The sequence below is a fragment of the Kitasatospora sp. Xyl93 genome (assembly GCF_055383135.1).
This window is the reverse complement of sequence record NZ_AP029185.1, coordinates 19,073-31,334: the sequence shown is the minus strand read 5'-3', so window position 1 is coordinate 31,334 and position 12,262 is coordinate 19,073. Positions and strand designations below refer to the sequence as shown.

General features: G+C 74.6%; 13 protein-coding genes. 7 read left to right on the top strand and 6 right to left on the bottom strand.

The genetic code is table 11. The annotated features are described in order from the left end of the window. Positions 1 to 168 precede the first annotated feature (168 nt). Together ACZ5GH_RS00130 and ACZ5GH_RS00125 are read left to right on the top strand one after the other, a co-directional pair. Positions 169 to 645, top strand: a complete 477-nt coding sequence (locus ACZ5GH_RS00130; RefSeq protein ID WP_464333006.1) for a universal stress protein — start codon at positions 169 to 171, stop codon at positions 643 to 645. A gap of 370 nt (positions 646 to 1,015) precedes the next feature. Beyond that, entirely contained in the window at positions 1,016 to 2,221 is a 1,206-nt protein-coding gene (locus tag ACZ5GH_RS00125; protein WP_387760874.1) for a serine hydrolase domain-containing protein, read from the top strand. 153 nt (positions 2,222 to 2,374) lie between these two features. Here ACZ5GH_RS00125 and ACZ5GH_RS00120 read toward each other — a convergent pair whose 3' ends face one another. Further along, positions 2,375 to 2,695, bottom strand: a complete 321-nt coding sequence (locus tag ACZ5GH_RS00120; protein ID WP_464336769.1) for an aldo/keto reductase — start codon at positions 2,693 to 2,695, stop codon at positions 2,375 to 2,377. 9 nt (positions 2,696 to 2,704) lie between these two features. On the opposite strand from ACZ5GH_RS00120, the gene ACZ5GH_RS00115 reads away from it, so the two are divergent. Further along, positions 2,705 to 2,998 (top strand): MmyB family transcriptional regulator, encoded by a 294-nt coding sequence (locus ACZ5GH_RS00115; RefSeq protein ID WP_464333005.1) that lies wholly within the window; start codon positions 2,705 to 2,707, stop codon positions 2,996 to 2,998. A gap of 135 nt (positions 2,999 to 3,133) precedes the next feature. Here the strand turns inward: ACZ5GH_RS00115 and ACZ5GH_RS00110 are convergent, their stop codons facing one another. After that, the gene (locus tag ACZ5GH_RS00110) at positions 3,134 to 3,724 is read right to left on the bottom strand and encodes a TetR/AcrR family transcriptional regulator (RefSeq protein WP_464333004.1); all 591 of its coding nucleotides are present in this window, start codon (positions 3,722 to 3,724) and stop codon (positions 3,134 to 3,136) included. 98 nt (positions 3,725 to 3,822) lie between these two features. Between ACZ5GH_RS00110 and ACZ5GH_RS00105 the strand changes: the two genes are divergently transcribed. Further along, entirely contained in the window at positions 3,823 to 4,746 is a 924-nt protein-coding gene (locus ACZ5GH_RS00105) for an alpha/beta hydrolase family protein (RefSeq protein ID WP_464333003.1), read from the top strand. 108 nt (positions 4,747 to 4,854) lie between these two features. On the opposite strand, the gene ACZ5GH_RS00100 is transcribed toward ACZ5GH_RS00105, so the two are convergent. Then, positions 4,855 to 5,487: a helix-turn-helix domain-containing protein gene (locus ACZ5GH_RS00100; RefSeq protein ID WP_464333002.1), complete on the bottom strand. Its 633-nt coding sequence runs from the start codon at positions 5,485 to 5,487 to the stop codon at positions 4,855 to 4,857. A 253-nt stretch (positions 5,488 to 5,740) separates the two neighbouring features. Between ACZ5GH_RS00100 and ACZ5GH_RS00095 the strand changes: the two genes are divergently transcribed. Next, on the top strand, positions 5,741 to 6,556 hold the full coding sequence (locus ACZ5GH_RS00095; protein ID WP_464333001.1) for a DUF1963 domain-containing protein: 816 nt from the start codon (positions 5,741 to 5,743) through the stop codon (positions 6,554 to 6,556). Positions 6,557 to 6,719: 163 nt separating this feature from the next. Here the strand turns inward: ACZ5GH_RS00095 and ACZ5GH_RS00090 are convergent, their stop codons facing one another. Next, positions 6,720 to 7,598: an alpha/beta fold hydrolase gene (locus ACZ5GH_RS00090; protein WP_387756275.1), complete on the bottom strand. Its 879-nt coding sequence runs from the start codon at positions 7,596 to 7,598 to the stop codon at positions 6,720 to 6,722. A 134-nt stretch (positions 7,599 to 7,732) separates the two neighbouring features. Here ACZ5GH_RS00090 and ACZ5GH_RS00085 point away from each other — a divergent pair, with 134 nt between their 5' ends. After that, a complete protein-coding gene (locus tag ACZ5GH_RS00085; RefSeq protein ID WP_464333000.1) occupies positions 7,733 to 9,670 on the top strand; it encodes a BTAD domain-containing putative transcriptional regulator in 1,938 nt (645 codons plus the stop codon). 67 nt (positions 9,671 to 9,737) lie between these two features. On the opposite strand, the gene ACZ5GH_RS00080 is transcribed toward ACZ5GH_RS00085, so the two are convergent. Further along, positions 9,738 to 10,643, bottom strand: coding sequence for an MmyB family transcriptional regulator (locus ACZ5GH_RS00080; protein ID WP_464332999.1), 906 nt, complete (start codon positions 10,641 to 10,643; stop codon positions 9,738 to 9,740). A 206-nt stretch (positions 10,644 to 10,849) separates the two neighbouring features. Between ACZ5GH_RS00080 and ACZ5GH_RS00075 the strand changes: the two genes are divergently transcribed. Next, a complete protein-coding gene (locus ACZ5GH_RS00075; RefSeq protein WP_387756269.1) occupies positions 10,850 to 11,080 on the top strand; it encodes a tautomerase family protein in 231 nt (76 codons plus the stop codon). Between the two features lie 352 nt (positions 11,081 to 11,432). Here ACZ5GH_RS00075 and ACZ5GH_RS00070 read toward each other — a convergent pair whose 3' ends face one another. Continuing rightward, positions 11,433 to 12,224 carry an FHA domain-containing protein gene (locus ACZ5GH_RS00070; RefSeq protein ID WP_464332998.1) on the bottom strand — a complete coding sequence of 264 codons (792 nt, stop codon included), beginning with the start codon at positions 12,222 to 12,224 and terminating at the stop codon, positions 11,433 to 11,435. Positions 12,225 to 12,262 lie beyond the last annotated feature (38 nt).

Sequence of the window (12,262 nt, the reverse complement as noted above, 5' to 3'; positions counted from 1 at the left end):
CATCGAGCGTCACGCCGAAGACGGCTGAACCGGTGCCGGAAGGCCGCGGGCCGGACTCGTTCACGGTCCTGGAGGAAGCGCTACCTGCCGCTGTCGGGGGAGACTGGAGGAAGTGGAGCGGCCCGGGTGGGCCGGCACCGGCGTCGGGCACGGCAGGTGGTGAGACGGATGGACGGGCAGTCCGATCGAGAACATCGAATCATCGTCGGGGTCGACGGCTCGCCATCCTCGGTCCGGGCGCTGAGCTGGGCGATCGGCATGGCGCGTCTGACGGGTGGAGCTGTGGACGCGGTGGCTTGCTGGCAGCCGGCGACCATGTACGACTGGATGCTGCACGCGAAGGACGCCGGCCATGAGGAGGCCGCGCGCGAGGCCCTCGCCGGAGCGGTCGCGGAGGCGCTCGCCGGCACGCCGCCGGTACCGGTGCGGCAGACCGTGCTGCCGGGCAATGCCGCCGAGGTGCTGGTGGAGCAGTCCCGTGAGGCAGACCTGGTCGTCGTCGGCAGTCACGGGCACGGTGGTTTCACCGGCGGACTGCTCGGGTCGACGAGCCACAGGTGCGTCGAGCACGCGTTCTGTCCGGTGGTCGTCGTCCGGCCGAGCGGCACGACGACTCCTCCGGCAGGCCGGCCAGGGCCGGGCTGAGTGCCGCTCGGCCGGACGCGAACGTCCGGCCGGCTCCGGACAGGACCTCGGCTGCCCGAAGCAGTCGAGCAGCTCATCCAGCAGCCCCGTCCGGATCCGAGGCGCTGGTGCTGCTCAAGGCATCGGCACAGCGTGCAGCACGGGATGACACGGTCGTGGTATCCGGCGGCCGCGGGCCTTCACGGACCTGGTCCGCAAGCGCCGGCCAGCTGGTGCCTCTCCGGATCCGCCAGGCAGAACAGTCCGACGTTGTCCTCGTCGCCGGCGCCCACAGACCGCCTTTCACGAACGCGCGGCCAGAACCCCCAATTCTCCCTGAGGTGAACCCGAGAACGCCCCGTCGGGCGTCGGCGCTGGTTAGCGTGCGGGCATGACCTCGAACCTCCGCACGAAGCGCCGCGGGCGTCTGGCGGTGGCGGCCGGTGCCGCCGTCCTGCTCGTCGCGAACGCCGCCACCGCCACGGCCGCTACCGCTCGGCCCACCCATGTCCCTTCCGCAGAGGAGCAGTTGAACCGCGACGTGGCGGCGATCCACGCCCTGGGCATCAGCGGCGTCCAGGCCCGTACGGTCGGCCCGGACGACCGGGAGTCGGTGGCCACCGCCGGGACCGCTGACCTGACCACCGCGCGCCCGGTGCACCCCGACGGCTTCTTCCGGATGGCCAGCACCTCCAAGACACTGATCGCCACTGTGGTCCTGCAGTTGGAGGCCGAGGGCCGGCTGTCGCTGGACGACCCGGTGGCCCGGTGGCTGCCGTACCTCGCCTGGGGTGAGGGCCACGACCCGGCCCGGATCACCCTGCGCGACCTGCTCCGGCACACCGGCGGCATCTCCGACGCCGGGCTGCCCGGGTACCGCACCGCGCAGGAGTACGAGGAGCAGCGCTTCGACCGCTACACCTCGCGGCAGTTGGTGGACCGCGCCGTGACCCAGAAGCCGGTGACGGGCTGGAGCTACTCCAACAGCGGCTACGTCATGCTTGCCCTGGTCGTCGAGCGGGCCACCGGCCGCCCCGCCCACCAGGAGGTCCAGAATCGGATCCTGCGCCCCCTCGGCCTGCGTGACACCCGCTGGACGGGCACCTCCGCCACCCTGCCCCGCCCGCACGCCCGGGCCTACGAGTTCTACGGCCCCGGTGCCGAGAAGGACGTCACCGTGCAGGTCCCGGTGGCCACCGAGCTGTCCTGGGTGACGACCACCCGCGACGAGAACGCCTTCTTCCGGGCGCTGCTCTCGGGCCGGCTGCTGCCAGCCCGGCAGCTGGCCGCGATGAAGGACGGCGTCGACGTCTCCGGGAACCCGCAGGCCGCCGCGATGTGGCCGAAGGGCACCCGGTACGGGCTCGGTCTGGTCGGGATCCCGCTGGTCTGCGGTGGCGTCGAGCAGGGGACGTACTGGAGCCACGAGGGCGGCGACGGCGGCTACATCACCCTCAACGGCGTGACCGGAGACGGGCGGCGCAGCGCGGTGGTGTCGATGTCGGAGGCGCGGGGCGACTCCCTGGAGCACATCGTGGCGCAGGAGCGGGCGGCCACGGTGCTGGTCGAGCACTCGCTGTGCGCCGGCACGCCCTGAGCCCGCCCGTCCTCCCCGCGCCCGCGGGGCCGCCTGGCAGTGCTGGGGCAGCTGACAACCGTCACCGACGCGGAAGCGATCCGGACGTGGCTCGCCCGGACGGTGAGCCGACCGCGGCTCCGGACTCCGGCTCCCGCCGCCGGCGGGGCCGGTTCAGCGGCAGGTCTCGATCCGCAGGTCGCCCGTGGTCACCCGGCGGATGGGCTCGCTCGCCGGCAGCTCGTGCGGCTGGCCGGGGGCGATCGCGCCCGCCGCGTCGAGCCGGGCCAGTTGGGCGTCGGTCAGCTCGACCGTCAGGGCGCCCGGGTTGTCCTCCAACTGGGCGGGCGTGCGGGCGCCGAGCAGCGTGCTCGTCACGCCCGGCTTCCGCAGCGTCCAGGCCAGCGCCACCTGGGCCGGGGTGTGCCCCAGCTCGCCGGCCACCTCCCGGACCACCCCGGCCACGCCGAGGCTGCGTTCGGTGAGGGTGCCCAGGGCGAGGTTGTGGCTCCGGCGGCACCCGCGGCGGAGGACCGGGCGCTGGCCGGGATGATCGCCGAATACACCGCGCAGGACGAGGAGTTCGCCCGACTCCGGGCCGAGCGGGAGGTCCGGGTCAACGGTCGCGGCCGCAAGCTGCTGCGGCACCCGGCCGTGGGGACGATCGCCGTCGACTTCGAGGTACTGCTCCCGCTGGAGGACCCGGAGCTGCGGCTTCTGGTCTACCGCGCCGCGGACGACGAGAGCCGCGCGGCCCTGCACCGGCTGTGCGGCGGTGACGGGTACCGAGAAGGCTGACAACTCACGGTTGGTTGCGAGGAGCGCAGCACGAGCGTCCCCGGGGCGGTCCTGGTCGGTGGGCGCGCCGTACAGATCACCGACACCACCGCGAGCGGTCGGCAGCCGGCCGTCCGGAGTGAGGGGTCTGCGTCGTCAGGCCGCCGCGGGGCCGTCCGGGGGCGGGGCCGTCCGGCAGCCGGCGAGGAGTCGGGCGACCATGGTCCGGGCGTGCTCGCGGTCGTATCCCGGGCCCAGGATGCACAGGTTGCCGACCGCTCGCATCAGGGTGTACGCGGTGACGTCCGGGTCCAGTTCGCCCCGGGCCTTGGCGGCGTCGAGGAGCGAGGCGCAGGCGGGGACGAGCGTGTCGAGCATCAGGGAGTGCAGGCTCTGCAGGCTGGGGTCCTCGGACTGGAGTGCCGCCCCCAGTCCGTGCTTCGTGACCAGGAACTCCACGAACGCGTCCATCCACCGCGACAGGGCCTCGCCCGGCCTCGGCGACCCCGCGAGGTCGGTGGCGAGCTGGGCGCACTCGTCCACCTGGTGCCGGTAGACGGCGACGACCAGCTCCGCCCGGGAGGGGAAGTGGCGGTACACGGTGCCCAGGCCCACTCCGGCCCGGCCGGCGATGTCACGGATGGGCGCCTGGACGCCCTGCTCGACGAACACCTGCGCGGCGGCCGCGAGCAAGGACTGACGGGTGCGCTGGGCGCCCGCCGCTCTGGAGCCGGTCGGTCCGGACACATCTCACCCCTGGTTCGCGGAACATTGTTCCGCTACGGTGAGCGGAACGTCGTTCCGCCAAGTATGCGGCACGCGCCTCGCCGACAGGAAGTCCGCACATGTTCCCTCCTGCCCACTCCCCGAAGAACCCGAAGAAGACCGTCGCGATCAAGCCCGTCACCGTCCCCGTCGGTGAGCGGGCGGTGCCCCTGCAGGTCAAGGTGACGGCACCGGCCGAGGGCCGCGACCTGCCGGTCATCGTGTTCTCCCACGGCAACGCGTGGTCGATGGACGGCTACCAGCCGCTGGTCGACCGATGGGCCGCCGCCGGCTTCGTCGTCGTGCAGCCGACCCACCTGGACTCGCGCCGCAACGCGATAGGTTTCGACGATCCGCGTTTCGGCACAATCTGGCGGGTGCGCATCGCCGATCTCCACGGCGTGCTGGACCACCTCGACGCCGTCCTGGCCGAGGCGGGCGACCTGATCGACCGTGCCGACCGGACGAGGGTCGCCCTCGTCGGACACTCCTGGGGCGCCCAGACCGTCGGCGCCCTGCTGGGCGCCCGGGTGTTCGACGCCCAGGGCGTCGCGGGCGAGGACTTCTCCCACGGCGGAGTGAAGGCGGGCGTGCTCATCGCGGCGACCGGCACGGGCGACTCGCTCACGCCGTTCGCCGTCGAGCACCTGCCGTTCATGAGGCCGGACTACTCCACCATGACCACGCCGGCGCTCGTCATCGCGGGCGACAGGGACCAGTCGAGGATGTCCACGCGGGGACCGGACTGGTTCCTCGACGCCTTCGACCTCAGCCCCGCTCCCAAGCGCCTCCTCGTGGTCCCCGGCGGAGAGCACACCCTGGGCGGCATCGCCGGGGAGGCCGTGAGCGAGACCACCGACCCGGACGCCGACCGGGTCGCCCTCGTCGCCGACGCCGTCACCGCGTACCTCCTCGACGCCCTCGAACTCGACCCCGGTACGTGGTCCCGCTTCCGCGCCGACACCGAGGCCGTGGAGAAGGCGTCCTTCCGGCACAAGGACTGACGTCGGCCCGGTGCCGCCCCTCCCGGCCCGTCGCGCGCCGCACGGCGGCGGGCCGGGAGGCCGTTGCCCGCCGCCGCCGGCCGCCGGCTCGCACCGCGCTGCGGGCCGTCACCGCGCAGCCGCCTTCCGGTCACCGGTCCAGCGAGCGGGGGCCGGTGGGGTGCGCTGCCGCAGCCGCTCGCCCTGCGGTCCGAACATGACCAGGTACTCGACCGGGCCGCCGGGGCCGGCGTTCGCCACTCCGTGCGGGGTGCGGGTGTCGAACTCCGCGACGTCCCCGGCGACCAGGACGAGGTCCTGGTCGCCGAGGGCGAGCCACAGCCGCCCGTACAGGACGCAGAGCCACTCGTGGCCGTCGTGGGAGAGCTGACGGGGCCGCGCGGGCGGGCCCTCGACGGCGGGCAGGACGTGCTTGTGGGCGTGCAGGCCGCCGACGTACCGGGTCAGCGGCAGCACCGTCTTGTCGTCGCCGAAGCTCAGCGGCGCCCTGGCGCGCGGCTCGGCCGCCGGAGCGGGCTCGGTGCCGGCCAGCTCGTCCAGGGAGACGCCGTACTCCTTCGACAGCTGCAGCAGCACCTCCAGGGTGGGTCTGCGCCGACCGGTCTCGATCCGGGACAGCGTGCTGGCCGAGATGCCGGTCGTGAGGCTGACCCCGGTGAGCGTCAGCCCGTGGTGCTCGCGCGCGGCCCGCAACCGGGGCCCCATCGTGGCCAGCGTGCCGTCCACGTCGTCGACTGCCACCTGTCCCGCTCCTTCCGGCCGTACCGCTCCACCGCTCGTCCGGCGAGCTTGCCAGAATGGCAAGCCCTATCGCGTCGGACGGGTGCCCCACTGCATGATCGACGGGCGGCCCCGCCCGCCCCATGCCCCACGCCTCGCGGCCATCGGGGCCGTCGGGGCTGTCGAAGCCAAACCTCCGTGTCTGCAAGGGAGTTCGACCCGTGCCACTGCCCCTCCTCAAGCCCGTCAGGACCGCCCGGTGACCGACGCGAGCATGGACAGAGCGAACCGCTTCCGGGCCGAGGCGGCATCCCACGGCCTGCCGTCGGAGGAGGTGGAGGAATGGATCCGCATCGCCCGTCCGGCGGTGTACCTGGCGGAGGGCGGTGACGGTCCCGTCGTGGCCCGGATCGGCGGCGAACCGCTGCTGCCGCACGGCGTGCCGAGGCCGTCCGAGCCCTTCGTGGCCTCCGTCGACCTCGCCGCCCTCCCGCCGGGCGCGACCGGCCTCCCGCTGCCCGCCGACGGCCACCTGCTCCTCTTCTCCGGCGTGGAGGTGCAGGGCATCGGGCGGCAGGTGCCCGACGCGGTGCTGTACGTCCCCGCCGGTACCCCGACAGCCCCGAGCCCCGTCGAACACGGCGAACACGGCGCGCGCGGGCCGTACCGGCCGCGGGAACTCCGCACCGTGTGGCACCAGCCGAGCGCGCCGATGCCGGAGAGCTTCGCCCTCGACCGATGGGGCGAGTTCCCCGAGGACGAGCAGTTCGAACTCGCCGACGAGCTCGCCGACGCCTGGGCGCACGGCGGCGGCCACCGTCCTCCCTGGGACCTGCAGATCGGCGGCCATCCGGTCTCGCCCCAGAACGACCCCGTCCACGACGCCCGTGATCCCCAGGAGGCCGGCCCCTCCGAGCACGGCGGCACGGCTCCCGGAGACGGCGCCGACGACTGGTGCCTCCTGGCCACCTGGAGGTGCGGCGACGACGTCACGGAACTGGACTCCGGCACGGCCCACTGGGTGATCCGCCGCCAGGACGCGGCGGCCCGGCGCTTCGACCGGGTCCACCGCTACGTCGAGATGGCCTGACCGCGTGGGCGGGGCGGGGCGGGGCGCCCACCGGCCGCCCCGCCCCGCCCACGCCTCGGCCCCTCGTCCACCCGGATCGCCGGATCGCGGCGCCCGTCCAGTGCCCGTCCGGCGCCGGGGGCGCTCGGCTCGCCCGCCGCTTCCCGCGGCCCGGGTGGAGGGATCAGCGAACCAGCAGGTCGCGGATCGCCTCCGTGATCTCGTCAGGCGCCTCCTCGGCCATGAAGTGCCCCGCCCGGGTCAGCCGGTGGTCGAGGTCCGGCGCCCACGCCCGCCACACCGCGGCGGCGTCGTAGCCCAGCTGGGCGCCCCAGTCCTGCTGGACCACGGTCACGGGCATCGCCAGCTGCGACCCGGCGTCCAGGTCCGCCTGGTCGTGCAGGACGTCGACGCCCGCCGAGGCCCGGTAGTCCGCGACGATCGACGGCACCGCCGCGGCGCTCGCCCGCAGGTACTCGGCGCGCACCTCCGCCGGCACGGCGGCCGGGTCGTTCGCCCAGGCGTCGAGGAACGAGCCGAAGAACGCGTCCGCGCTGTTGGCGATCATCGTCTCCGGCAGCCCCGGCGGCTGCGCCATCAGGAAGAGGTGGTAGCCGACCGCCGCCGGGACGCCGTGGAGCACGTTCCACATGTCGAGCGTCGGCACGACGTCGAGGATGCCCAGGTGGGTGACGGTCTCCGGGTGGTCCAGGCCCGCCCGGAAGGCGACCAGGGCGCCGCGGTCGTGGCCGACGAGGGCGAAGCGCTCGTGGCCGAGCGCCGCCGCCAGGGCCACGACGTCGGCGGCCATGGTGCGCTTGGAGTACACCTCGGGTCCGGTGGCCGCCGGCTTGTCGCTGGCGCCGTAGCCGCGCAGGTCCGGGCAGATCACCGTGTGCTCCTCGGCGAGCCGCTCGGCGACGTGCCGCCACATCAGGTGGGTCTGGGGGAAGCCGTGCAGCAGCACGACCGGGCTGCCGCTGCCGCCGACGGAGGCGGCGAGCTCCACGCCGTCCGCACCGGGCAGGCGGAGACGGTCGAAGCCGGGAATGGCGAGCGTCATGAAGGGTTCCTTCCTGGGGTCGGACCGGCGAAAGCCCCGGTCCGAGGACTGACGGAACGAGCATGGGCGACGGCGATCAGCAGCCGATCAGTACGCGTCGACGTCGCGGTCCCGTGACGCGGAAGATGGAAGGCATGCGAATCGACGTACTCGGTGCCGTGCGGGCCTTCCACGACGACGGCACCCCGGTCGACCTCGGCGGGCCCCGCCACCGCGAGGTGCTCGCCCGGCTCGTCGCCGCCGAGGGACGGATGGTCGCCACCGACACCCTCGTCGACGACCTGTGGGCCGAGCCGCCGGACCGCGCCGTCGGGGCGTTGCGCACGTTCGTCGCCGCGCTGCGCCGCGCCCTCGAACCCGAGCGGCCACCCCGCACCCCACCGCGCGTCCTCGTCACCGAAGGCCCCGGCTACGCGCTGCGCCTGCCACGTGACCACGTGGACGCCCACCGGTTCGAGGACGCCCTGGCCCGCGCCAGGAGCGCGCCCGATGCGCTGACCGACCTCGAAGCGGCCCTCGGGGCCTGGCGCGGCCCCGCCTACGCCGACGTCACCGGCTCCGCGTGGGCCCGGCGCGAGCAGACCCGCTTGGAGGAACTGCGGCTGGAGGCGACGGAAGTGCGCGCCCTCCTCCTGCTCGACGCGGGTTCAGGGGCCGAGCTCGTCGCCGAACTCGGCGCCCACGTCACCGAACACCCCTGGCGCGAGCCGGCCTGGGGACTGCTGGCCCGCGCACTGCACCGGGCGGGCCGTCAGGCGGACGCGCTGGCCACCCTCCGCCGCGCCCGCACGATGCTGGTGGACCAGCTCGGGCTCGACCCCGGCCCCGACCTGCGGCGCCTGGAGACGGACATCCTCCACGGGGCCACGACGCTCCAGCCCCCGCGCACCGTGTGGACCACCGCCACCCGCTTCGGCCCGCGCACCACCGTCGAGCTGGCCCGCACCCTGGCCCTGGCGGGGGGCGACGCCCTCGTCCACTCGCGGCGCGACCGCCTCGCCGCCGTCCAGGCGGCGGAGCGCACCGGAGACGTCGCCCTGACCGCCCGCGTCATCGGCGCCTACGACGTGCCCGCCCTCTGGAGCCGGGCCGACGACCCCGAGCAGTCCCGCGCCGTGGTGGAGGCGGCCGAGCGCACGCTCACCGCGCTCGGCCCCGGCGGCCCCGCCGAACTGCGCGCCCGCCTGCTGGCCACCGTCGCGGTCGAGAGCCGCAGCGCCGATCTGTCCGGCACCGCGCTCACCCGCGCCGCACGGGCGGCGCGCGAAGCGGAGGCACTGGCCCGGGAACTGAGTGACCCGGCGCTGCTGGTGTTCGCCCTCAACGGCGTGTTCCTCCAGTCCTTCACCCGGCCCGGGCTCGCGGCGGCCCGGGACGTGACCGGCGCCGAGATCCTCGACCTGGCCACCCGGCACGAACTGCCGAACTTCGCCGTGCTCGGCCGGCTCATCCGCCTGCAGTCCGCCTCCGCCCTCGGCGACCTCGACGCCGCGACCGCACACGCCGAGGCCGCCGAGCGGCTCGCCGTCAGCACCGAGGCCTCCCTCGTCCCCGTCCTCACCGCCTGGTTCCGGGCCCGGGCCACGGCCGCCCGCAGCACCGAACCGGGCGGACCGACCGCCGCCACCGCCGCGGCGCACTACCGCGCCGCCGAGGACGCCCTCGCCGCGACGGCGGGCATGCCGGGACTGCACCGGGGCCTGTTCGCCCTCGCCCTCCTGGGCCTTCGCCTCCTGCACGGCCGTCCCGCACCCACCGACCCCGCTCTCGACTGGGGCCCCTACCGCTCCTGGACCCAGCCGCTGGTGCTGCTCGCCCGCGACCGCGCCGAGGACGCCCGGACCGCCCTCACCTCGGCGCCCGTACCACCCCCCGACCACATGCAGGAAGCGCTCTGGTGCCTGACCGCCCACGCCGCCGCCCGCCTCGGCGAGCGCCCGGTCGCCGCCCGCGCGGCCGCAGCCCTGCGCGCCGCCCGCACCGAACACGCGGGCGGGGCGAGCGGGCTGCTGACGCTGGGGCCGGTGGCACGGTACCTGGCGGAGGCGGAGGCATGCGCTGACAGGGGATGACCGATGCACCGGTGGGGACGTCGGCGCACCCGCAGTACGAGACACGGCCCCCTGTCTCCGGCGCGGGTCAGCGCTGCGGTCCGGACTCGGCCGCGGGCACCCTCTCCGGGGCCGGGTCCCCGGTGACGCCGAGGTCCTGGGTCCCGATGACGGACAGCAGTTCCAGCTGTTCGGCACCCCGGCTTCCGGGCGGTGCGGTGAACCACAGCAGGCGTTGGCGTCCGTCCTCGCTGAGGAGGCTGTAGCAGTCGAGTTCGATGACGCCGAGCGCGGGGTGGACGATCCTCTTGTGGTCCATGCGGCGCACCGCGACGTCACGGGTGTTCCAGAGGGCCGCGAACTCCGGGCTCCGGTGGCACAGCACGGCGACCATCTTCGTGACCTCCGCGTCCCTGCCGCGTCGGGCGGCCGCCGCGTGGAGGTCGGCCACGAACACCCGGGAGTGGTGCGGGTGGTCCTCGAGCGGGTACCTCTCGCGTGCCTGCGGATCGGTGAACCAGCGGTACACGAAGCTCGCCGCCGGGCCGCGGTGTGCCGGGGACGCGCCGAGCAGGGCCAGCGCCAGGTCGTTCTCCACCAGGGTTTCGTGCAGGTCGGTGATGACGCGCGCCGGGGTGTCGGACAGCCTGTCCAGGAGTCCGAGGAACGCGGGCTGCACGTGTGCCGACGGCCCGTGGGCCGACGGCGGGATCGGCCGTTCGGCCAGGCGGAACAGGTGGTCGCGCTCGTCGCCGTTCAGACGCAGAGCCCGGGCCAGGGCGGCCAGGGTCTGGGTCGAGGGCTGTACGCGGTGCTTTCCACCACCGCGTTCCAGCTCGGTGTAGTAGTCGGCTGACAGCCCTGCCAGCTGGGCGACCTCCTCTCGGCGCAGCCCGGGAACGCGCCGGCGCGGGCCTGGGGAGAGACCGACCTCGGCGGGGCGGATGCGGTCACGGCGCGTCCGGAGGAAGGCGCCGAGTTCTGGAAGGTTCACCCCTTGATGGTCGCGTGCGCGCCGGGCCGTAGCCAGGGGGTGGCACCCCCTGGGTGGACGCCACCCTGGCTGGGGACGGGGGACCGGCCGATCGTTGAGGTCGCAGCAGGGCGGCGGCGGGACCGCGGCCCTGCCGCGTCCACCACTGGAGTCAGCGGTGCTCATCCCCTTCCATGACGTCCCCTTGAGAGCAGGAACAGCCGGCCATGCCTTTCGCGAACTTCAAGGTCCCCGAGAAGACCCTCACCCCGGAGCAGAAGGAGGAGATCGTCACCCGCGTCACCGAGCTGTACGTCGAGCTCTACGGCGAGCGCGCCCGGAACAACACCATGGTGCTGGTCGAGGAGGTCGCCGACGGCGGCTGGGGCATCTCCGGCAAGGTGCTGACCCTCGCCGTGCTCGGTGAGGCGGCACCGACCGACACCAGGGGCCTCTGACCGCTCCGGACCCCTGGGTGAGCAGCGCGACGAGCCGCTGCCCGACACCGTCGGCGGTGACCGGCACGGTCACCGCCGACGGCTGACCGGCAGGAGGACGGCCCTCGGCTACCACCGGGGCCCGTACCGCGGACCGAGCCACGCGTTCCGGACGATCACGACCTTCGACCTGGCCGATCGCCCCGGGGGGCCCGCCGGTCCGTCAGGCGCCGGTGGGCAGAATTGAGCGCGGCGCGCGACGGCAGGCCGGCTCGCGGGAGGGCCCGGCGGGCCGGGTACACACTGCCGAAGGCGCCGTTGCCGAGCAGACGGCCGACCCGCCACGCGCCGATCCGGTGGCCCTCGGGGACGGTCAGCGCCCCGCAGGGCCCGGGCGGCAGGCTCGCCGCGCGGTCCCGGGGGCGAGGAGGGCGAGGTCGTCCTCGCGGACCAGGTCGAAACGCAGGGCGAGGGAGGCCAGCGCGTCCTTCTTGCCGACCAGGCGCGGACCGGAGATCGCGGTGTCCGGGGCCGGTTTGAGGCGCAGCTTGACGGCCAGGTAGTCGATGTTCCACTGGACGGCGGCGCGGTTGGCGGACGGCCAGAGCGGCCGGAGCCGCTCGACGACCTGGTCGACGGTGGGCGCCGGGGCGTGCGGATCGCCGCGCAGCCTGGGCTCGCAGAGTGCGGTGAGCACCAGGAAGTACCGCTTGGAGTGGTCGAGCGGGAACGCCAGCAGGGTGGGTTCGCCGCCGAGGCCGCCGGAGGTGTCCCACCCGGCCGGCGCGTCCCGGTCGGCGTAGTCGTGGCGCGGCGCCCAGACGTCGAGGGCGAGCAGCTCGGACCCGGCGGGCAGGACCACCCGGGCGAACTCGAACGGGACGGGCGCGGCCAGCCGGCCCGGTGCGACCTTGATGTGCTCGCCCGCGCCCTCCGGGTTCTCCACGACGTAGGTGGAGGTGCGGCTGAGGTTGCTGAGCGTCCAGTACGTGCCGGTGGCGCCGATCTCGCCGGCGGTGCGCGAGACGCCGCTGTGCGGGATGCCCAGGCCGGGTGCTCCGTCCGCCGCGGCGGCCCGGCCGAATCGGAGGGTCTGCCCCGGTGCCAGGTGGAACCGGTCGCCCGGAGCCATGCCGGGCCCGGGCACCACGATGATGCTGTACATGCCGCTTCCCTTCCCCCGTCTGCGGTGCGGGGAAAGGG

Bases quoted from the DNA above. Each gene is read 5' to 3' on its own strand.
- ACZ5GH_RS00130 (WP_464333006.1), top strand. From the start codon at position 169: ATGGACGGGCAGTCCGATCGAGAACATCGAATCATCGTCGGGGTCGAC.
- ACZ5GH_RS00125 (WP_387760874.1), top strand. From the start codon at position 1,016: ATGACCTCGAACCTCCGCACGAAGCGCCGCGGGCGTCTGGCGGTGGCG.
- ACZ5GH_RS00105 (WP_464333003.1), top strand. From the start codon at position 3,823: ATGTTCCCTCCTGCCCACTCCCCGAAGAACCCGAAGAAGACCGTCGCG.
- ACZ5GH_RS00095 (WP_464333001.1), top strand. From the start codon at position 5,741: ATGGACAGAGCGAACCGCTTCCGGGCCGAGGCGGCATCCCACGGCCTG.
- ACZ5GH_RS00090 (WP_387756275.1), bottom strand. From the start codon at position 7,598: ATGACGCTCGCCATTCCCGGCTTCGACCGTCTCCGCCTGCCCGGTGCG.
- ACZ5GH_RS00085 (WP_464333000.1), top strand. From the start codon at position 7,733: ATGCGAATCGACGTACTCGGTGCCGTGCGGGCCTTCCACGACGACGGC.
- ACZ5GH_RS00075 (WP_387756269.1), top strand. From the start codon at position 10,850: ATGCCTTTCGCGAACTTCAAGGTCCCCGAGAAGACCCTCACCCCGGAG.
- ACZ5GH_RS00070 (WP_464332998.1), bottom strand. From the start codon at position 12,224: ATGTACAGCATCATCGTGGTGCCCGGGCCCGGCATGGCTCCGGGCGAC.